At 63.0% G+C, this 19525-nt stretch carries 14 protein-coding genes, 2 tRNA genes and 1 pseudogene; 6 read left to right on the forward strand and 11 right to left on the reverse strand.

Going from position 1 to position 19525, the window contains the following annotated elements:
* Window positions 1-2: 2 nt before the first annotated feature.
* Window positions 3-1310: an adenylosuccinate synthase gene (locus K420_RS0110510; RefSeq protein ID WP_027458025.1), complete on the forward strand. Its 1308-nt coding sequence runs from the start codon at window positions 3-5 to the stop codon at window positions 1308-1310.
* 54 nt (window positions 1311-1364) lie between these two features.
* Here K420_RS0110510 and K420_RS0110515 read toward each other — a convergent pair whose 3' ends face one another.
* From K420_RS0110515 to K420_RS0110525, 3 genes are all read right to left on the reverse strand, one after another.
* Window positions 1365-1736 carry a hypothetical protein gene (locus K420_RS0110515; protein ID WP_051453074.1) on the reverse strand — a complete coding sequence of 124 codons (372 nt, stop codon included), beginning with the start codon at window positions 1734-1736 and terminating at the stop codon, window positions 1365-1367.
* A gap of 164 nt (window positions 1737-1900) precedes the next feature.
* A tRNA-Leu gene (locus K420_RS0110520) sits at window positions 1901-1985 on the reverse strand.
* 171 nt (window positions 1986-2156) lie between these two features.
* Window positions 2157-2241 (reverse strand) — tRNA-Leu (locus K420_RS0110525).
* 40 nt (window positions 2242-2281) lie between these two features.
* Here K420_RS0110525 and rnr point away from each other — a divergent pair.
* Complete coding sequence (gene rnr / locus K420_RS18710) at window positions 2282-4645, forward strand: ribonuclease R (RefSeq protein WP_051453075.1); 2364 nt, start codon at window positions 2282-2284, stop codon at window positions 4643-4645.
* On the opposite strand, the gene K420_RS19740 is transcribed toward rnr, so the two are convergent.
* Window positions 4629-5507: an HDOD domain-containing protein gene (locus K420_RS19740; RefSeq protein ID WP_027458027.1), complete on the reverse strand. Its 879-nt coding sequence runs from the start codon at window positions 5505-5507 to the stop codon at window positions 4629-4631. The two genes, rnr and K420_RS19740, sit on opposite strands and share 17 nt — an antisense overlap.
* A 134-nt stretch (window positions 5508-5641) precedes the next feature.
* Here K420_RS19740 and K420_RS0110540 point away from each other — a divergent pair, with 134 nt between their 5' ends.
* Both K420_RS0110540 and rlmB read left to right on the forward strand, forming a co-directional pair.
* Window positions 5642-6223: a bacteriohemerythrin gene (locus tag K420_RS0110540; RefSeq protein WP_084019626.1), complete on the forward strand. Its 582-nt coding sequence runs from the start codon at window positions 5642-5644 to the stop codon at window positions 6221-6223.
* Window positions 6224-6302: 79 nt separating this feature from the next.
* The gene (gene rlmB, locus K420_RS0110545) at window positions 6303-7034 is read left to right on the forward strand and encodes a 23S rRNA (guanosine(2251)-2'-O)-methyltransferase RlmB (RefSeq protein ID WP_027458029.1); all 732 of its coding nucleotides are present in this window, start codon (window positions 6303-6305) and stop codon (window positions 7032-7034) included.
* 90 nt (window positions 7035-7124) lie between these two features.
* On the opposite strand, the gene K420_RS0110550 is transcribed toward rlmB, so the two are convergent.
* The 6 genes from K420_RS0110550 to K420_RS0110575 form a co-directional block, all read right to left on the reverse strand.
* Window positions 7125-8468, reverse strand: a complete 1344-nt coding sequence (locus K420_RS0110550) for a fused MFS/spermidine synthase (RefSeq protein WP_027458030.1) — start codon at window positions 8466-8468, stop codon at window positions 7125-7127.
* Between the two features lie 69 nt (window positions 8469-8537).
* Complete coding sequence (locus K420_RS0110555) at window positions 8538-13172, reverse strand: PAS domain S-box protein (RefSeq protein WP_027458031.1); 4635 nt, start codon at window positions 13170-13172, stop codon at window positions 8538-8540.
* A 1-nt stretch (window position 13173) separates the two neighbouring features.
* The gene (locus tag K420_RS0110560) at window positions 13174-13827 is read right to left on the reverse strand and encodes a histidine phosphatase family protein (RefSeq protein ID WP_035855825.1); all 654 of its coding nucleotides are present in this window, start codon (window positions 13825-13827) and stop codon (window positions 13174-13176) included.
* 1 nt (window position 13828) lies between these two features.
* Window positions 13829-14965 carry a response regulator gene (locus tag K420_RS0110565; protein ID WP_035854732.1) on the reverse strand — a complete coding sequence of 379 codons (1137 nt, stop codon included), beginning with the start codon at window positions 14963-14965 and terminating at the stop codon, window positions 13829-13831.
* Between the two features lie 75 nt (window positions 14966-15040).
* On the reverse strand, window positions 15041-15940 hold the full coding sequence (rarD, locus tag K420_RS0110570; RefSeq protein ID WP_027458034.1) for an EamA family transporter RarD: 900 nt from the start codon (window positions 15938-15940) through the stop codon (window positions 15041-15043).
* Window positions 15941-15945: 5 nt separating this feature from the next.
* On the reverse strand, window positions 15946-16638 hold the full coding sequence (locus K420_RS0110575) for a DUF599 domain-containing protein (RefSeq protein WP_027458035.1): 693 nt from the start codon (window positions 16636-16638) through the stop codon (window positions 15946-15948).
* A 111-nt stretch (window positions 16639-16749) separates the two neighbouring features.
* On the opposite strand from K420_RS0110575, the gene K420_RS0110580 reads away from it, so the two are divergent.
* The gene (locus tag K420_RS0110580) at window positions 16750-17064 is read left to right on the forward strand and encodes a hypothetical protein (RefSeq protein WP_027458036.1); all 315 of its coding nucleotides are present in this window, start codon (window positions 16750-16752) and stop codon (window positions 17062-17064) included.
* Window positions 17065-17086: 22 nt separating this feature from the next.
* Here the strand turns inward: K420_RS0110580 and K420_RS18725 are convergent, their stop codons facing one another.
* Window positions 17087-17638, reverse strand: coding sequence for a response regulator (locus K420_RS18725; protein WP_035854733.1), 552 nt, complete (start codon window positions 17636-17638; stop codon window positions 17087-17089).
* 367 nt (window positions 17639-18005) lie between these two features.
* Between K420_RS18725 and K420_RS21175 the strand changes: the two are divergent.
* Window positions 18006-19358, forward strand: a pseudogene (locus K420_RS21175) (transporter substrate-binding domain-containing protein); the annotation flags it as partial.
* Between the last annotated feature and the right edge of the window lie 167 nt (window positions 19359-19525).

A 19525-nucleotide genomic window follows, 5' to 3' on the forward strand; every position in this document is an offset into this window, starting at 1 on the left:
AAATGGCCAAGAATGTCATCGTGGTGGGCACCCAGTGGGGCGACGAGGGAAAGGGCAAGATCGTCGACTGGCTGACCGATCACGCCAAGGGAGTGGTGCGGTTCCAGGGCGGCCACAATGCCGGCCATACGCTGGTCGTCGGTGAAAACGTCTACAAGCTGAACCTGGTGCCGTCGGGCATCGTGCGCGATGGCGTCGATTGCTATATCGGCAACGGCGTCGTCCTCGACATCCACCATCTGATCTCCGAAATCGCCGAGCTGGAAAAGGGCGGCATCAACGTCCGTTCCCGTCTCAAGATCAGCCCGGGATGCCCGATCATCCTGCCGTACCACTCGGCCATCGACAAGGCCCGCGAGGCGGCCAAGTGCAGCGACAAGAAGATTGGTACGACCGGCAAGGGCATCGGCCCGACCTATGAGGACAAGGTCTCCCGCCGCGGCTTGCGCGTCTATGATCTCTTCCATCCGGAGCGCTTTGCCGAAAAGCTGAAGGAGGTACTGGACTATCACAATTTCGTGCTGACCCAGTACTTCAAGGCCGAGCCGGTCGATTTCCAGATGGTTTACGACCAGGCGATGGCCGATGCCGAGATCATCCGGCCGATGGTGGTCGATGTCTCGGCGGCGCTGTACGACGCCAACAAGGCTGGTCATAACATGCTCTTCGAAGGCGCCCAAGGTACCCTGCTCGACATCGACCATGGCACTTACCCGTTCGTCACCTCGTCGAACTGTGTCGCCGGCCAGGCAGCGGCGGGCGCCGGTATCGGTCCCGGCATGCTGCATTACGTGCTGGGCATCACCAAGGCCTATTGCACCCGCGTTGGCGGTGGTCCCTTCCCCAGTGAACTGGATATCGATACGGAAGGTACGCCGGGCCACCAGATGTTCTCGGTCGGCAAGGAGTTCGGTACGGTGACCGGGCGCAAGCGTCGTTGCGGCTGGTTTGATGCCGCCCTGCTGCGCCGTTCGGCTCGCATCAATGGCCTGACCGGCCTGTGCATCACCAAGCTTGACGTGCTCGACGGCCTCAAGGAAATCAAGATCTGCACCGGCTACAAGCTGGGCGACAAGGTCATCGACCTGTTGCCGATCGGCGCCGATGATGTGGCGCGTTGTGAGCCGATCTACGAAACCATGCCGGGCTGGGAGGGGACAACCTTCCGCGTCAAGCGCTGGGAAGACCTGCCGGTTAACGCCCAGGCCTACCTGAATCGTCTGGAGCAGCTGTGCGAGGTGCCGATCGCCATCGTGTCGACCGGCCCCGAGCGTGACGAAACCATCCTCAAGCAGCATCCGTTCAAGTAAGCCGGCATTCGCTGAGTCGGATCGACAACGGGCCATTCTGGCCCGTTTGTTTTTTTAGCGGGCCGGTACGGCCTGCCAGCCTTCCGGGCAGGCATGGGTGTAAGGGTAGTATTGTCCTGAAGAGCCGCAGTAGTACCACAGGCCACTAGTCGCCGGTGGTGCGACATAGACCGGCTGGGGCTGAACATAGACTGGCGCCGGTGCCGGTGTGGCATAGGCGTTGTTGTAGGCCGCCGCGCCGATTGCCAGGCCGGTGATGGCGAGAACTGCAGCCGGCCCGACCCAGTTGCCACCGCCGCGGTGATGATGGTGGTGGTGTCGATGATGGCCGTACCAGCCGTGATGGCGTCCGCCATCCGCGTAGGCGATGGAAGTCGAGGTCAGGGCCAGGGACGAGGCGATGAGGATGGCAGCGAGCTTTTTCACGGAATTTCTCTCGGTGATGATTCGGACAATCCGAATAACGCCTAGAGAAGATGTTCGCTGACCGGCGTTTGTGAGCAATTGTTTCCGGCCCCTCTGGGCGGCAATTGGGGGGGCGCACAAATGAAAAAAGGCTTCGATCATTCGAAGCCTTCAATCAAAATCGCTGGTGCCCAGGAAGGGACTCGAACCCCCACGGAGTTACCCGCTAGTACCTGAAACTAGTGCGTCTACCAATTCCGCCACCTGGGCACAGGTGCGAAGAGCGCGCATTTTACATGATTTCCCGGGGCTGTAAACTATTTTCTTGCCTTGATTGAATTCGGGGTTTTTCCCGGCCCTGTGAGACAATCATTGCAGTCGTTCGGCGGAGGCCGAAAAGAAAAAAGGCTTCGATTGCTCGAAGCCTTCAATCAAAATCGCTGGTGCCCAGGAAGGGACTCGAACCCCCACGGAGTTACCCGCTAGTACCTGAAACTAGTGCGTCTACCAATTCCGCCACCTGGGCACAGGTGCGAAGAGCGCGCATTTTAGAGGAAATACCGTTAATGTCAAGAAAGAAACTTTCCAAGATCCGCCGAGCCGATCCGTTTTTCGAGCGTGAGTCGGCGCGCTACGAATTCCCGCTGCCCTCGCGCGAGTACGTCTCGCAGGTTCTGGCCGATGAGGGGCGGCCGCTCGATTTCATCGAGTTGACCGAGCTGCTCGATATCGCCGGCAGCGAGCGTGAGATGTTCCAGCGTCGGCTGGGTGCGATGGAGCGTGAAGGTCAGTTGATGCGCAACCGCAAGGGGGCCTACATCCTGCCGGAGCGGGCCAGCCTGACGGCCGGCAAGGTGCAGGGGCACCCCGATGGCTACGGTTTCCTGATTCCCGATGACGGCAGTGCCGACATCTTTCTCGACCAGCACCAGATGGGCAAGGTGCTGCATGGCGACCGGGCGCTCGTCCGGGTGACCGGTATCGACCGCAAGGGGCGGCCGGAGGGTGGGATTGTCGAGGTGACCGAGCGGGCGAACAGCCGGGTGGTCGGCCGCGTCTTCGTCGAGCATGGCGTGGTTTTCGTCGTGCCGGAGAACAAGCGCATCTCGCAGGATATCCTGGTGCCGCCCGAGAAAAAGGCCAAGCTCAAGCCGCAGTCCGGCCAGGTGGTGATGGTCGAGATCATCGAGCAGCCTTCCAAGTTTTCCCAGCCGATCGGCCGTATCGTCGAAGTGCTCGGCAATTACGCCGACCCCGGCATGGAGATCGAAATTGCGCTGCGCAAGCACGATCTGCCCTTCGAATTCCCACGGGCGGCGCTCGACGAAAACCGGAAGATGCCGGACAAGGTGCGCAAGACCGAGTTGAGGGGGCGCGAAGATTTGCGCGAACTGCCCTTGGTCACCATCGACGGTGAGACGGCGCGTGACTTCGATGATGCGGTGTATTGCGAAAAGAAGGGGCGCGGCTGGCGCCTGGTGGTGGCGATCGCCGACGTGTCGCATTACGTCCAGCCGGGCATGGCGCTCGACAAGGAGGCGCTGTCCCGTGGCAACTCTGTCTATTTCCCGCGCCGGGTCATCCCGATGCTGCCGGAAAAGCTGTCGAACGGCATCTGTTCGCTGAACCCCGATGTCGAGCGCCTGGCCATGGTGTGCGACATGGAAATCAGCTCAGCCGGCAAGATCGGCAAGTATCGCTTCTACCCGGCAGTTTTCCGCTCACACGCTCGCCTGACCTACAACCTCGTCTGGTCCTGGCTGTCCGGTGAAGCCAAGCCGGAGAGCGAGGTGCATCAGGCTGTGCTGCCGCACGTGCAGAACCTCTACAAGTTGTTTGGCGCGCTGCACAAGGCGCGCGGCGAACGTGGCGCGATTGATTTTGAAACAACCGAGACGATGATGCTGTTCAACGAGAACGGCAAGATCGAGAACATCGTGCCGGTGGTGCGCAACGACGCCCACCGCATCATCGAGGAATGCATGCTGGCGGCCAACGTCTGCGCCTCGGCTTTCCTGGAAAAGCACAAACAGACCTGCCTCTACCGGGTGCATGCTGCGCCTTCCGAGGACAAGTTGCAGAACCTGCGTGCCTTTCTCGGCGAGTTCGGTCTGGCGCTCGGTGGCGGCGACGATCCGCGGGCCAAGGATTACGCGCTGCTCCTTGAGAAGATCAAGCAGCGGCCGGATTTCCAACTTCTGCAGACGGTCATGCTGCGCTCGCTGAAGCAGGCGATGTACAGCCCGGACAACGTCGGGCATTTTGGGCTGGCCTACGAGCACTACACGCACTTTACCTCGCCGATCCGCCGCTATCCGGACCTCTTGGTGCATCGCGCCATCAAGTCGGTGCTGAATGGCGAAAAGTACGTGCCGGAGCAGGCCTGGGACGATATCGGCCTGCAATGCTCGGCCACCGAGCGACGGGCCGACGAGGCGACGCGCGATGTCGAGAACTGGCTGAAGACCTTCTTCATGAAGGAGCGGATCGGCGAAGTGTTCGATGGCACGATTTCCGCCGTGACGGCTTTTGGTATTTTCGTGGCGCTTGATCAGGTCTATGTCGAGGGCCTGGTGCATGTCTCGGAACTGGGGGCCGATTACTTCCAGTACGATGCCATCAAGCACCAGATGCTCGGTGAGCGGACCGGGCAGCGTTTCCGCCTCGGTGACCGTGTGCGGGTCAAGCTGGTGAGGGCAGACTTGGAGTCGAACCGCATTGACTTCGTGATGGCCCCGATCGAGCGGGCGCCGGCCGGTCGTGCAGCTGCAAAGCCGGTCAGCGAGCCAGGCGGCATGAGAGGGAAGGTGGCCAGTTCGAGGAAGCCAGGGGCGAAATCTTCACGCCAGTCGGCCAGCAAACCAGCCAGCAAACCAGCCAGCAAACCGCCGGCCAAGGCGGCGCGCAAGCCGGCTAAGAAAGGGCGCTAGGCGTTTGGCAGGCTTGCCGCTCGGCTGCCTGGCTGGCGATCTCGGCGCGCTGCGTCGGATCGAGGTCAGGCAACTGTTCGATCAGCCAGTCGAGCGAAGCGCCGGGAATCAGTTGTCTGGCTTCGGCGATGTCGGAGGGTAGCGCCGGGCTGGCAGCCCCTTCAGTAAGCAGGTGGCGGGCCGTGTCGACACAAAGGCGCGACAGGTTGGCGCGCGAATTGTCGATGCCGTGGATCAATTGGGTGAGCAGGGGCGGCAGGTGCCAGATCAGCGCGCATTTGAGCGACAGATCCTTGAAGCGGAAGCCGCAGGTGTCGACCTGGGCCTGCACGCTGCGTGGCGAATGTCCGGCATGCAGGGCAGCCAGGGCGTTGCGGGGCAGGTCGGGGGCGAAGGACCAGAGCAGCAGCTCGCCGATTTCGGAGAGCAGCGCCGCCATGGCAATCTCGTCGGGTGACACGTCGGCACGGGCGCCGGCCCAGCGCAGGGCGAGCAGGCTGGCAAGGTGGGCGCGGGCCTCGCAGTCGACCAGGCCGGGCTGTGTTTCGTCGGTTTCCGGACTGTTCAGCAAGAGTGTGTGGAATGTGTCGGTGCCGAGCTGCATGACCGCCGCCAGCGGCGTCGTCGTTTCATGGCCGAGTCGCTGGACGCGATGCGCTTCTGCGGCGCGCAACAAACGCAGGCAGAGGAAGGGGTCGGCTGCAGCGATATCGGCCAGGTCGCGCGCCGCCAGTGTGTCGCGCTGTGTGTCTTCCAGTTCGAGCAGTCGGGCCCGTGAGCGGGGCATGCAGGGGAGTTCGCGCTGGCTGAGGTAGGCGGCCCATTGATCGACCCCCCAGCGTTTCTGGTTGGCTGAAAGCACATCATCCCCCTGGCTGTCGAGATATCTGTTTATCGGCAGGCGGCCGGAAAACCTGAATCGGAGCTTTTTCCCCCTCCCATTTCTCTGACACTTGATAACAATGCAAAATGGGCAAACGCTTATAATGTCTGGCTATGAATTTTCGACTGGCAACGACCGCGCAGCGGACGGCTCACATTTCCTCGGGCGCGGGGGTTTCCGCTAATTTGCTCTCCGATGCGGTGGCTCATTGGCTGGGGACCGGCAATTTGCCGCCCCAGTTGATTACCGGCCACGCGATGATCGACCATGAACATCGTTTCCTGATCGGTGCCATTGCCAACCTGCGCCGGATCTGCGTCGACCAGACCCGCCTGGAGAACTGCATCGCCTGCGGCCATGCGCGGCAGGTGGGGTGCGAAAATGGCCTGATCGGCCTGCTCGGCGATGTCTTCGCGTTCATCCTCGACCATTTCAAGACCGAGGAAGCCGTCATGCGCGAGTCGTTGCTGATTGTTGCCGACCGTGAGATGTGCCAGGCCCACATGGAAGACCATGCCGAGATCGCGGCCAAGGTTCAGGAAATCGTTTCGGCACTTGATTCGGTACACATTGTGTCGCGCATTCGCGAACTGGACGCCTTGCTGGCGCGCTGGATGACCAACCATGTCGCCCTGCACGACATGATGCTGTCGCGCTGGGTGATGCGCGACGATTCGCTGTTGCGGCATCTCTGATCTTGCCCCGCCGATTGCTGCGGTTTCCGTGGCGGGGAGCGGGCGGTAGAATCCGCCATCCTGATTTCCGAAAGCAGCCATGTCCTCCCGCCTGATCTACGGCTTTCATGCCGTCATTTCCAAACTTCGCCACGACCCGAGTTCGATCAAGGAAATCATGGTCGATGCGACGCGCCAGGATGCGCGGGCTCGCGACCTGTTGCAGCATGCCGAACTCCAGGGCATCCGGATCATCGCCACCGATGGCAAGCGGCTCGACGGCATGTCGCCCGGCGGGCGGCACCAGGGTGTCGTGGCGCGCATCGAGGGGGGACGCAAGGCGGCGCACCTCGATGATGTGCTCGATACACTGGACGAGCCGGCCTTCCTGCTCGTTCTCGACGGCATTACCGATCCGCGCAACCTCGGGGCCTGCCTGCGGGTGGCTGACGCGGCCGGCGTGCATGCCGTCATCGCACCCAAGGACCGGGCGGTCGGCCTGACCGATGTGGCCGCCAAGACCGCCTGCGGCGCGGCGGAAACGGTGCCCTACGTGATGGTCACCAACCTGGCGCGGACCCTGCGTGAACTGCAGGAGCGCGACATCTGGGTGATCGGCACGGCCGGTGAGGCGGAGAGCGATCTCTATGCCGCCGAATGGCCGAAGGCGACGGCCTGGGTGATGGGGGCGGAAGGCGAGGGCATGCGCCGCCTGACCCGTGAGAACTGTGATCAACTGGTCAAGATTCCCATGCACGGCACGGTGGAGAGCCTGAACGTCTCGGTGGCGGCCGGGGTCTGCCTGTTCGAGGCCCGGCGACGACTAGGCTGAACCACGGGCAGCCGGAATCTTTCCCCCGCAAAAAACTAGGCCAGCGGACAACTGTCTGCTGGCCTTTTTGCTGACTGAGTGTTTTCCCGCTTACCGGGTTTGGTTCCGGTCGAAATCAGCCTGGTTTTTCTCGTCCACGTAGAGTCGCCCGCTGCCTGGCTGGCTGCTTGAAAAGCAGGCGACGACCACGTTGGCGATCGGTTTGCCCTTGTGCAGCACGTCCACCGCGCAACGGCCGAAGACGCTGTCGATGGTGGCCAGCAGGTTGCGAGCGTAGGGGGTTTCCAACTTGCCGTCGAGGATCAGGTTGGCGAGCAGGATGCCGTCCGGCTTGAGCACCTGCCGCGTGCCCTGCCAGAACTCGCGGGTGACGAGATGAGTCGGGATCGAGGTATGCGAGCTGTACACATCGACCACCACCGCATCGAAGCGCCGTTTCGTCGTGGCCACGAAGCGGCGGGCATCGTCGGCGATGAACTCGCCACGGATGGGCGCGTGCAGGAAATCGCGCTCGGCGATTTCCTTGATCCTGGGATCGATATCGACGTAGGTGTAGCGGTTTGCCATTTCGTTGTGCGACAGCGTGAAACCGCCGGCACCGAGGACCAGGATGTCGCGGTCGCGGTAGCCCAGGTCATCGCGCAGCACCTGGCGCAGATGGCTGATGTAACGCGTGTATTGCGGCGGCTGGCTGGCGTCGATCAGTGAGGCAAGTGACTTGTTGACCCAGAAGGCGCGACCGTCCTGCAGCCCGGCGCGGTCGACCGGGCTGATCAGGTAATCGGCGTAAGCGGTGTCGGCCGTCACCGCATGGTGCAGGTTGAAGCCAGCGGCCAGTGCGATGCAACCGGTCGCCAGGGCGGCGGTCAGCCGGCGCCGGCCGGCGAGCAGGAGGGCACCGAGGGCGAGGATGACGGCACAGGCGAAGACGGCAGCGGAAACGCCCAGCCATTGCATGACGATCAGCGACAGGGTCAGGGAGCCAAGGAAGGAACCGAGCGTAGACCAGTAGAGCGCCATGCCGCTGGCCTCGCCGGTACGTTCTGCCTGCATCAGGTTGGTCAGGATGGGCACGGTCTGGCCGAGGAGCCAGGCGAGGGGGCAGAGGACCCCGCCGATGAAGGCGAGGTAGGCAATCGGCGTTGGTTGCAGGTGGGTGAACAGCCCGTCCACGGTGAGGCCGGCCAGACCGACCCCGGCCAGCAGGGCGGAGATCAGGAAATTACGGGCGACGGTTTCGGTATAACGCTCGGTGACCCGGGCGCCGGCCGCATAGCCGAGGGCAAGGGCAAGCAGGAAGAAGCCGATGGTCGGGGCGGTGACGACGATGGAACTGCCGACGTGCGGCACCAGGCGGCGCAGGGCAATGACTTCGGCGCCGAGCGAGCAGAAGCCTTCGATGAAGACAATGGCGTAGAGAAGGGCGCGGGACATCCGCCCATTATCGTTCAGCCCCGCCTCTCCTGTCCTGGCCGGGCTGCCTCCGGCGGCACGGCAGGCGGTTCAGCGGCCCGCCGCAGCCACCGCGTCGACTGCCTGACGCAGTGTCGGGTTGCTCTCGATGATGGCGTCCAGCGTCCGCAGGGCGGCGGCAAAATCGTAGTCGTCGATCTCCAGGCGCATGCGGCTGGCCGAGCGGCCGGCGATGGCTTTGAAGCGTGCTTCGAGGGCGCTGAATGCATCGGATGCGGTCAGGTTGTCCTCGCTCAGCAAAAGACGCAGGGCGGCGAGTTCGCTGCCCAGTTGGGCCAGGTCGACGCCGCTGCTTTCATCAATTTCCGACTGGCCGGGCGGTGTGATTTCGCGAATCTGCTCGACGAGGTCCGCCAGCCAGGTGGCGAGACGCTCGATATCCGGGCCCACTTGGCTGGCCGGGGTTTCCGCAACAATCATTTTTTCGAGGCGGGCGACGCAGTCGGAAAAAGCGTTCAGACCCAGCGTGGCGCTCGTCCCCTTCAGCGAGTGGATGAGCAAGCGGGCATTCCGGTAATCGCCCTGTAGCAGGCTGTGACGGAGCTTGTCGAAGTCGCCGCTGTGGTGTTTGGCGAACATGCCGAGCAGGTCGAACAGCTTGTCGGGTTTGCCCGAGGTCGAGCGCAGGCCGGCCTGGATGTCGAGGCCGGCGACATGGGCGAGGGCCTCTTCCAGCGGATTCCCGGGTGCGGGGGGAGCGGCCGGCGCGGTCATCGATGCCGGCGGCGCGCCGAGCAGACGATGTAGCACGCCATAGAGCACGTCGGGATCGACCGGCTTGGCGACATGCTCGTTCATGCCGGCGTCGAGGGCGCTTTGCCGGTCTTCATCGAAGGCATTGGCGGTCATCGCGACGATGGGCGTGGTGGCGTATTGCGGCAGTTTGCGCAGTTCGCGGGCGGCGGACAGGCCGTCCATGTTGGGCATCTGGACGTCGAGCAGGATCAGGTCGTAGGGGTGGCTTTGGGCCTTGGCCAGGGCGATCAGGCCATCCTCGGCGACATCGACCGTGATGCCGGCTTCTTCGAGCAGGGTAACGGCGACTTCCTGGTTGAGCGGATTGTCTTCGGCGAGCAGCACGCGGTAGCCAGCCAGCCGTGGGCTTGTCGTCTCCACCTCGACCAGCCTCGTGCCCAGGGTTTCCGGGCATTGCTCCAGGGCGACGAGCAGGCTGGACGCAGTCAGCGGCTTGGCGACGAATCCGCTGATGCCGGCGGCGTGAAGGTGTTCGCGCGGCGCATCGAGCGTGCCACTGACCAGCAGCACGGTCGGTCGCCGGCGCAACACCATGTCCCGCAGTCGCGCCGCCACCTGCATGCCGTTCAGGCCGGGCATCTGCCAGTCAAGGAGAACCAGACTGTAGGGCTGGCCAGCCGCATCGGCCGCGGCGATGGCATCGATGGCTTGTTCCCCGCTGGCCAGGGCTTCCGGCCGGGTGCCGAGATCGAGCAGGGTAGCGGTCATCGCCTGTCGGGCATCGTCGATGTCATCCACGATCAGCACGCGGGAGGCCGAAGGCAGGACAGCAGCGACCTGGCGTTGGCGCTGGCCGGCCACCTTGTCGAGCGGCAGTTCGATCCAGAAGGTGCTGCCCTTGCCCGGCGTGCTGTCGACGCCGATCCGGCCGTCCATCAACTCGACCAGCCGGCGGGAAATCGCCAGGCCGAGCCCGGTGCCGCCGAACTTGCGGGTTGTCGAGATGTCCGCCTGCTCGAAGGCTTGGAACAGGCGCCCGGTTTCCTCGGACGTCATGCCGATACCGGTGTCGTGCACGGCAAAGCGTGCGACGATCCGGGTTTCGTCTTCGCTGACCACGCTGCCACGCAGGATCACGCTGCCCTGTTCGGTGAACTTGACGGCGTTGCTCAGGAAATTGACCAGGATCTGGCCGATCCGCATCGCGTCGCCCTGCAGCATCGGTGGCAGGGCGGCAATATCGGAAACCACTTCGAGCCCCTTGAGTTGCGCCCGTTCAGCGATCAGGCCGCAGGCGTTGCCGACCAGGCGGTCGACCTCGAAATGGCCCACTTCCAGCTTCATCTTGCCGGCTTCGATCTTCGAGAAATCGAGAATGTCGTTGATGATGCCAAGCAGGTGCTGGGCGGCACCGTTGACCTTGTCGAGTTGCTCGGCCTGCGTCCGGTCGGTGGCGCTGCGGCGCAGGATGTGGGTGAGGCCGATGATGGCGTTCATCGGCGTGCGGATTTCGTGGCTCATGTTGGCCAGGAAGGAACTCTTGGCCTGGTTGGCCTGCTCGGCAGCGTCACGCGCCTCGGCCACTTCACGAGTGCGGGCGGCGACCAGTTCCTCCAGGTGGTTGCGGTGGCGCGCCAGTTCATCGTTGGCGGCCTTGCGCTCGGTGATGTCGAAATTGACACCGAGCGCCCGTACCGCCTTGCCATCCAGGGTGACGACGCGACCGCGCGAGGTCAGCCAACGTATTTCGCCATCGGGGCGAACGATGCGGTATTCGATTTCGAAGGCATCGCTGGCCGACATGTGGACCAGTACCTTCTCTTTGACGTCATCGACATCGTCCGGGTGGATACAGGTCAGCCAGGCTTCCTGCGTACCATCAAAGCTGTTCGGTGGCAGGCCGTAGAGTTTCTCCACTTCGGTCGACCACCAGGTTTTTCCGGTATCGAGGTCCACGCCCCAGAAACCCACGCCAGCGGCGGATTGGGCGATTTCCAGCCGTTCCTGGCTGGCCGCCAGGTTTTCCTCGACCCGTTTGCGTTCGGTGATATCGGTCCACACCAACGAAAGCTGCGTGACTTCGCCGATCTGGATGGGCTTGACCGAAATCCAGAAGTGTCGCGTGTCGCCATTCTTGCAACGCAACTGACGTTCATAGCTGCTGCCGCCGGTGGCGACGAGGGCATCCATGCGGGCCTTGGTGGCAGCATGGTTGGGTGTGACCTGCATGTCGTCGACGGTCAGCCTGGCGAACTCGTCGCGCGTATAGCCGAGGTGCTGGCAGGCGGCGTTGTTGAATTCGACGACCGCCAGGCTGTCGATATCGATGAGCAGGATGCCGCTGTCGGCCTGACTGACGATGCTGGAGAACACTTCCTCGCGCTGGCGCAACGCTTCGGTGGCCTGCTTCAGCGAGGTGATGTCCTGCACCATCCCGATGGCGCGGCACGGGGTACCGTCTGGGTTGCGTTCGATTTCGGCGCGCTGGGTCAGCCATTTCAGTGTGCCGCCAATCTGGGCGCGGTGTTCGACCTGGAAAACACTGCCCCGCCTGGCTTGCTGCCAGGCAGTCCAGACCGGGCGGCGATCGGCGGCGACGATGAACTGGAAGAACTGGCGTGGCGTGAACGTGGTGCCGAGCGGAATGCCGAGCAGGTGGTAGGCTTCTTCCGAGCCGACCAGCGTGTTGAAGCGGAAATCGTAGATCCAGCTGCCGATCTTGGCGACGTTCTGGGTGCGCTTGAGGGTTGCCTGGCTTTCCAGCAATTCGCTGTGGGCCATGTACTGTGCCGTGATGTCACGGCCGACGCCAAGAATGCCGAGCAGACTGCCATCCGGGTTGCGGATGGCGACCTTGAGTACTTCGATCAGTTCGCGGTGCCCATCGGCAAAGGTACGCCATTCCTGCTCGGAAATGATGTCCGGGCGCTCGCAGGCAAGGCGGTCGCGGGATACGAAGCGGTCGGCTATTTCAGCTGGAAACAGGTCGTGGTCGGTCTTGCCGATCAGGTCAGCCTGGGGTAAACCGACAAAGGCTTCAAAGCGCGGGTTGCAGCGCAGATAGCTGCCGTTGGCGGCCTTGAACCATACCAGGTCGGGCATGCTGCGCAGGAGCTGGACCAGTTGTTGCTGCTCGTTCTGCAGCAGGGTTTCGGCATAGGTTCGCGCCTTCTGCGTTTCGGCGAACTGCAGTGTGGCGTGGGCCGTTTCGCGCAGCAGAAAGCCCTTGGCCGCCTTCAAATGGGCCTTGTGATCCTCGCTCAACCCCTCGTTGCGGCCGAGGGCTTCGAGGGCCGAGGAAATGTAGGCCAGGTTGCGCGTGGTCAGGAAGACGATGATCGCCCAGATCAGGACGATGACCAGGCAGGCTTGCAGCGTGGACTGGATCAGTGCCTGTCGTTCCTGGTGCAACTGGGCATCGCCGGCCTCGATGCGCTGCAGCGTGAAGCCAGAAACCGTTTCGTTGATGTTCAGGATGTGTTCGGCGAAATGCGCGTGGAGCACCTGCGCATCGTCGATGTAGCGGCTGGCGACCGGCGGGTCGATGGCGACGATGTCGGTCGCGGAAACGGCCAGCTGCCAATAGCCCTGAAAATCGCGCACGGCTTCTTCCAGGGCTTCCTTCAGTTCCGGGTGCGGGTTTTCGGCCAGCATGCGCTTGAGGTCGGCATCCATCTCGGCCATGGTGTCGACCACGGCGGTGTGCACCTGATAGGCGCCAGCTTCATCGATCTGGCCGGCTTTGGCCTGACGCAACACAGTGACCAGCAATTTCTGCGTCGTGAGCATGTTGTTGCTCAGGCGGTTGCCCAGGCTTTCGAAGTGGAGATCAGTCTTTTGTGCGGCGGTTCGCGCGTCGAGATAGTCGTCATACAAGGAAAAGGCGCGCCAGCCGAGGAAGGCAGCAATGCCGATGCCGACCACCAGGGGCAGGAAAAAGACCAGGAAGCTCTGGACGCGGTTTTTCACATCAGCGGCTCAGCAAGTCGCTCCACAAGGCAGGCGGGATGCTGGCGACATACTCGTACCCCTCCGGCCCGCGTTGCGCAAAAACGACCAGCGTGCCTTCCGGCTTGACGAAGAAACCGATCAGGTCGGCCAGGTTGGGGGCGTGGGCCAGCAGCAGGCGGTTGCTGCCGGCTGGCACGGGGGCGGCCAGCAGCTTCTTCAGGGCTTCGAGGCGCGGCTGTTTTTCTGCGCGCGTCATGTTGGCCGAGTACATCAACGCCTCGGCGGTTTCGAATTTGTCGCCGATGGCCAGGGTTGCCGATTCGCGCGTCCGGCACATCGGGCTGACGATGATTTCGCCGAGCGGAATCTTGGCCTTGCGCAGCGACTTGCCGACATCGCGCATCAAGGCCCGGCCCTGGTCGTTGAGCAGGCGCTGGGTGTTGCAGTCGGCCAGATCGACATGGGGAAACTGATCAGGGCGCGAATTGTCGGTATCGCCGTGGCGGAGATAGAGCACATAGCCGCCCTTCTGCAGCTTGGCCAGCAGGTCGCGGTTGGCCATTACTTCGGTAAAGGCCGGCTTGGCCGGTGTGCCGGGCTGCGCGGCCAGCGGCACTTGCCACCCGGCGAGCAGGGCGGTGAGGAGGAGCGTGGGCAGGCGGAGTCGATTCATGTCAGGCAGTCGCTTCGGGAGGGTGGTCGGCGTGGCGCTCGGCAATCGCAATGCAGGCGTCGATGTTGGCCAGGAAGACATCGACGATGCGTGGGTCGAAATGTTGCCCGCGTCCCTGGCGGATGATCTCGATGCTCTTCTCGATGGGGAAGGCTTCCTTGTAGTGCCGTTTGCAGACCAGGGCATCGAAGACATCGGCCAACGCCATCAGGCGGGCGGAGAGCGGAATGGCGTTGCCGGACAGGCCGCGCGGATAGCCGGAGCCGTCCCATTTCTCGTGGTGGCCGCCGGCAATTTCACGGGCGATTTCCAGGAAGCTCAGCGCGTAGCGGTTGTCCTGTTCGTGCTCGTTGTCCTCCTGGCCGCGCAGCACGCGTTCAATGGCCTCGGTCAAGGCATCGGCCCCGATCTGGGCATGGGTCTTCATGACCAGGAACTCCTCCGGCGTCAGCCGACCTGGCTTGAGCAGGATGGCATCCGGGATGCCGACCTTGCCGATGTCGTGCAGGGGGGCCGCCTTGGCAATCAGCTCCTGGGTCAGCGGATCGAGTTGACCGGCGAATTCCGGCAAGGTGCTCAGGCCGTGCATCAGCACCTCGATGTAGCTCCGGGTGCGGATCAGGTGGTTGCCGGTTTCGTTGTCGCGCTTTTCCGCCAGCGTGGCCAGCGCCTGCATGGTCACTTCCTTGATCAACTCCAGTTCACGGGTGCGCTGCCGGACCTGCGATTCGAGCCGGGCATTCTGGTCGGCCAGCTGGTCGTGCGCCCGCTTCAGGGCCAGGTGGGTGCGGACACGGGCATTGAGGATGGCCGGGCGGATCGGCTTGGTGATGTAATCGACGGCGCCCAGGCGCAGGCCGGCCTCCTCGTCCTCGTCGGCTGACATGGCGGTGACGAAAATCACCGGAATGTTGCGGGTTTCCGGCATGGCACGCAGATGGCGCAGGGTTTCGTAGCCATCCATGCCGGGCATCATGATGTCGAGCAGGATGAGGTCCGGGATGGGTGCGGTAACGGCCACCTGCAGCGCCCGCTCCCCCGAGTTGGCGACCCGTACGTGGTATTCGCTCTTCAGCAGGCCACCGATGACTGTCAGGTTGTCCCGGTTGTCATCGACGATGAGGATGGTGTTGGTCATGTTGCCGACCCGTGCTATCAGTGTTGGTAGAAATCATACATTTCTAACTAACTTGGCAGAAGGGGCCGGGGCGTTTTATTTTGCCGCCACCGGCGGGCGCCGGTACTTCTGGCGCATGCTGACCGTGTAGAAGAGCAGGCCGAGCCAGATCAGGCCGAAGCTGATCAGGCGCGAGGTCTGCATCGGTTCGTCGAACAGGTAGACGGCAGTCAGGAATTGCAGGGTCGGGTTGATGTACATCAGCATGCCGACCATCGCCAGGTCGAGGCGCTGCGTGGCGGCGGCGAAGGCCATCAGCGGCAGGGCGGTGATGATGCCGGCGCCGATCAGGAGCAGGGTGGTCAGGTCGCCGGCGAGGGTGAATACGGCGTGCCCCTGGCCGCCCTGCCAGGCGGCGTAGATCAGGCAGACGGGCAGCATGGCCAGGGTTTCCAGCCACAGGCCGGACAGCGCGTCGACCGGAACCTGCTTGCGCAACAGGCCGTAGGTGCCGAAAGTAGCGGCGAGGAAGAGCGAGATCCACGGCAGGGTGCCGAGGGCGATCAGTTCGTTGATGACGGCGACGACGGCCAGGCCGATGGCCAGCCATTCCTTGCCGTTGAGGCGCTCCTTGAGGACCAGCAGGCCGAGCAGCACGTTGACCAGCGGTGTCAGGAAATAGCCGAAGCTGGCAGCGACGACCTGCTGGTGGTCGACCGCCCACAGGAAACCCAGCCAGTTGCTACCGAGCAGCAGGGCCGCCAGGCTCAGGCGGGCCAGCTGGCGCGGCGCCTGGAAGACGCCGATCACCTTGCTCCAGCGCCGGCGCAGGGTGAGCAGAGCAGCGACGAAGACGAAGGCCCACAGCGTGCGGTTGGACAGGATGTCCATCGGCGAAATGTGCCCGAGTTGCCTGAAATAGAGCGGAAAGAAACCCCAGATCAGGTAGGCGAGCAGGCCGTAGCTGATGCCGGCCAGCGGGAGTCGGGAACTCATGGCGCTCAGGACGGGTCGCGCAGGATGTGCAGGGCCGGCGAACGGTAGTCGCGGCGGAAGAGGACGACCAGCACGACGAACGAGAGCAGGCCGAACAGTGCCGGGTTGAGCAGCCAGCCGGAGGCGGCCAAGCCGAAGTAATAGGCACGGATGCCGCGGTTGAAGTCGTCGCCGGCCAGGTTGTTGGCCCCGGCCACGCGCCGGGCATAGGCATCGATGCCCGGCTCGCCGGCCTGGCCAAAGGGGGCGGCGCCGACCAGGATGGAAAGCAGGTTGAACTGGCGCAGCGACCAGGTGAACTTGAAATAGGCGAAGACGAAGCAGGCAAGGACGAGCATCAGCTTGATCTCGAGCAGTTCACGATTGCCGGTGTTGCCGAAGGGCAGGTCGGCCGTGAAGCTGATCAGCTTGTCGGAAGCGCCGAGCGCGGCGACCAGGCCGGCGATGATGTAGATCGTGGTATTGGCGTAGAACGACACGCTGGTCACCAGGTTGCCGATCAGCGTCGAATCGGTCACCCGCACGTCGCGTTCGAGCATGCGGTAGGCCCACTTCAAGCGGTATTGCTGGCTGGTGCCGATTAGCCCGCCAGCCCCCCACGCGCTATGTTCGGAATACCAGGCGTAACCGGCCCAGCAGGCGAAAAAGACGAGCAGGGAAAGCCAGTCGACCGCGGTGAGATGGGGAAGGGCATGCATGGTGGCAGTTTGCCATAGCACCGGCCGTTTTCGGCATTGGGGAAAACCGTGCCGGCTGGCGCCCGGTCAAACTCGGGTATCCTGTGCGCCTTTGTTTTGGGGAGGAATAAAATGGGACAAGCCAAGCAACGCGGTACGCAGGCCGAACGGATCGCCCAGGCACAGGCCAGGATCGAGGCGAAGCGTCCGGAAAAGCTGGTCTGCAACCACTGCAGCGCCGACGTCACGCAGATCAACCCGGTCAGTACGCGTGGCTTGCGCGGCCTGGACGCCATCTGGGTCGGCCAGTGCGAATGCGGCCACACGACCTTTGCCGCTTCCGGCGACCCGAAGGCGGTGGAAGCCTTCTTCTTTGCGTTGAGCGAAAACACCGAGCTGACGCTGGGTAGCCAGAAGCAGGACGGCAGCGAGCACGAAACGGCCTGACCGGGCCGTTGCCCCGCCGGGATCAGGCGGCGCCGTCGAATTCGGCGGCGCGCGGGTGGGGCTGCAGGGCGGGGCGCCGGGGAACCAGTTGCTCGTCGAGCAGGCGTTCGATGCGGAAAAAGATTTCGTAACGCGAAAACGGCTTCTTCATGAAATCATCGGCCCCGATGCGGGTGCCGAAAAATTGCTCCATCGCCTGCTCGTTGCCGCTCATCATGATCACCGGGATGTCACGCAGCATCGGGTCGCGACGGATGGCCCGCAAGGCGGCGAAGCCGTTCATGCCGGGCAGCACGATATCGAGAAAAATCAGTTCTGGCCGGTGCTCCCGCATCAATGCCAGTCCGGTTTCGGCGTCGAGCGCCTCGTAGGTTTCATAGCCGGCCGAGCGCAGGAACTTGCGCAGGGCGACCAGGATGGTCTTGGAGTCGTCGATGATCAGTACACGCGTCCCTTCGCGGGCATCGACGCGGGGCTTCTTGCGCCGCTCGACGATGCCGTCGGTGGTCTTGGGGGGTGCTGCGGCACTGTCATTGCGCCCGAGCAGCGTCCTGATTTGATCGAGTATTCCCAAGACTTTCTCCTGGCCTGGCACTGGTGAATGTTTAACAGGCCGGCATTTTATGATGTATTCATCGCTTGCGCCTGCTTTCCTTGGCCACTTTCAGGTGCGCTGGCCAGTTGCCAGCGGTGCGTGCTGTAGCGCTGGCCGATATGGTTTCGCGCGATGGTAACTGCTAAGCTGGTATCCCATCGGCGCAGTTTTGGCTGCCCGGCTCTGGCAAGGAGATCGGATGACCGTTTTGCGTATTCGTTGCGACTTGTTCCGGGTGGTGCTCGCCAGCCTCTGTTTTTCCGGGGTGTTCGGTCAAGTTTAGGCCGAGGAAAGCCAGCCCCCCACGGCAAGTGGAAGGGGGCCGGTCGAGTTCGTTCGTGTTGTCTCGGACGACAACTATCCGCCCTATCTGTTCCGCAATGCCGATGGTGCCGTCGAAGGTTACCTGGTGGATCTCTGGCAGCTCTGGGAGAAAAAAACCGGCGTGCCTGTACGCCTGACGGCAACCAATTGGGACGATGCTCAGCGCATGATCAAGGCGGGCGAGGCGGATGTGATCGACATGATCTTCCGCACCCCGCCACGCGAAGCCTTCTATGAGTTTTCCCAGCCGTATGCCGAACTGCCGGTTGCCATCTACAGCCATGCCTCGATCAGCGGCATCAACGGGGTCAGCACCCTGAAGGGATTTCAGGTGGGTGTCCAGGCCGGGGATGCCTGCATCGACATCCTGCAGAGCAACGGGATCACCACCCTGGTGTTCTATCGCAACTATGGGGAACTGCTGGCCGCGGCCCGGAATCAGGAAATCAAGGTGTTTTGCCTGGATGAGTACCCGGCCAATTTCTATTTGTACAAGTTGAATGCCCGGTCCGAACTGCGCAAGGCGTTCGAGTTGTATCGTGGCCAGTTTCACCGGGCGGTACGCAAGGGGCAGGGCGACATGCTGCGCCTGGTCGAGGTGGGCATGGCAAAAATTACGCCGGATGAAAGGCAGGTCTTGCACGAGAAGTGGTTTGGCGAACCGCTCGACTTCATGCCCTACGCCCGGAGCATCGGTTGGGTGGCGTTGTTCCTGTTGGGGGGCGGGGGTGTCCTGCTGGCTTGGAGCCTGGTCTTGCGGAGGCAGGTGGCAGCCAGAACGCAAACGCTCAACCAGACATTGCTCAAGTTGCAGGAGGCGCATCGCGCTACGGAAGAGATGAGCCAGCACCTGGCCGCCATTCTGGCAGCGATTCCCGACATGCTTTTCGAGCTGGACGCGGATGGACGTTATCTGGGCGTCTTTGCCAACCCGAGCATGCTGCTGGTGGCGCCCCGGGATAGCCTGATCGGACGTCGGGTCGATGAGGTCCTGCCGCTCGATGCGGCAAGGAGCGTGCATGAGGCGATTGCCATTGCCTTGCGCGATGGGGCTGACTACGGTCGTGAAGTCTGTTTCGAAATCAACGGCCAACTGCACTGGTTTGAACTGTCCACCGCGCGCAAAGCGGCGGTGGCAGACTTGCCCCATGTGCTGATGTTGTCGCGCGATGTCACTGCCCGTCGGGAATCCGAGCAGGCATTGCTGAAAGCCCGGGAAGAGGCGATCGTCCATGAGCGTGACAAACGTATCCGGGCCTTGTTCGATGCGGCGCCGGTCGGTCTGGCTTACGTCAAGGGGAATGTCATCGAGTCCCTGAATCAGCAGTTTGTCGCCATCTTCGGCTACCAGGCGGACGACATCCCGACGCTGGATGATTGGTGGCGGCGCGCTTATCCGGACCCCGCCTATCGGCAAACGGTCGTGGCGACCTGGGAGGGATTGATCAAGAAGGCATTGGCGGGCGATGGTGAGGTGGAAAGCCGTGAGTATCGGGTACGCACCAAGAGTGGTCGCGATCTGGACATGCTGATCGGCGGCAA

This window comes from Dechloromonas agitata is5 (assembly GCF_000519045.1).
GTDB classification, from domain to species: Bacteria; Pseudomonadota; Gammaproteobacteria; order Burkholderiales; family Rhodocyclaceae; genus Azonexus; species Azonexus agitatus.

Coding starts and splice junctions, on each gene's coding strand:
- rnr (WP_051453075.1), top strand. CDS start 2,282: ATGTCAAGAAAGAAACTTTCCAAGATCCGCCGAGCCGATCCGTTTTTC.
- K420_RS0110540 (WP_084019626.1), top strand. CDS start 5,642: ATGAATTTTCGACTGGCAACGACCGCGCAGCGGACGGCTCACATTTCC.
- rlmB (WP_027458029.1), top strand. CDS start 6,303: ATGTCCTCCCGCCTGATCTACGGCTTTCATGCCGTCATTTCCAAACTT.
- K420_RS0110550 (WP_027458030.1), bottom strand. CDS start 8,468: ATGTCCCGCGCCCTTCTCTACGCCATTGTCTTCATCGAAGGCTTCTGC.
- K420_RS0110510 (WP_027458025.1), top strand. CDS start 3: ATGGCCAAGAATGTCATCGTGGTGGGCACCCAGTGGGGCGACGAGGGA.
- K420_RS0110580 (WP_027458036.1), top strand. CDS start 16,750: ATGGGACAAGCCAAGCAACGCGGTACGCAGGCCGAACGGATCGCCCAG.
- K420_RS0110575 (WP_027458035.1), bottom strand. CDS start 16,638: ATGCATGCCCTTCCCCATCTCACCGCGGTCGACTGGCTTTCCCTGCTC.
- K420_RS0110565 (WP_035854732.1), bottom strand. CDS start 14,965: ATGACCAACACCATCCTCATCGTCGATGACAACCGGGACAACCTGACA.
- rarD (WP_027458034.1), bottom strand. CDS start 15,940: ATGAGTTCCCGACTCCCGCTGGCCGGCATCAGCTACGGCCTGCTCGCC.
- K420_RS0110560 (WP_035855825.1), bottom strand. CDS start 13,827: ATGAATCGACTCCGCCTGCCCACGCTCCTCCTCACCGCCCTGCTCGCC.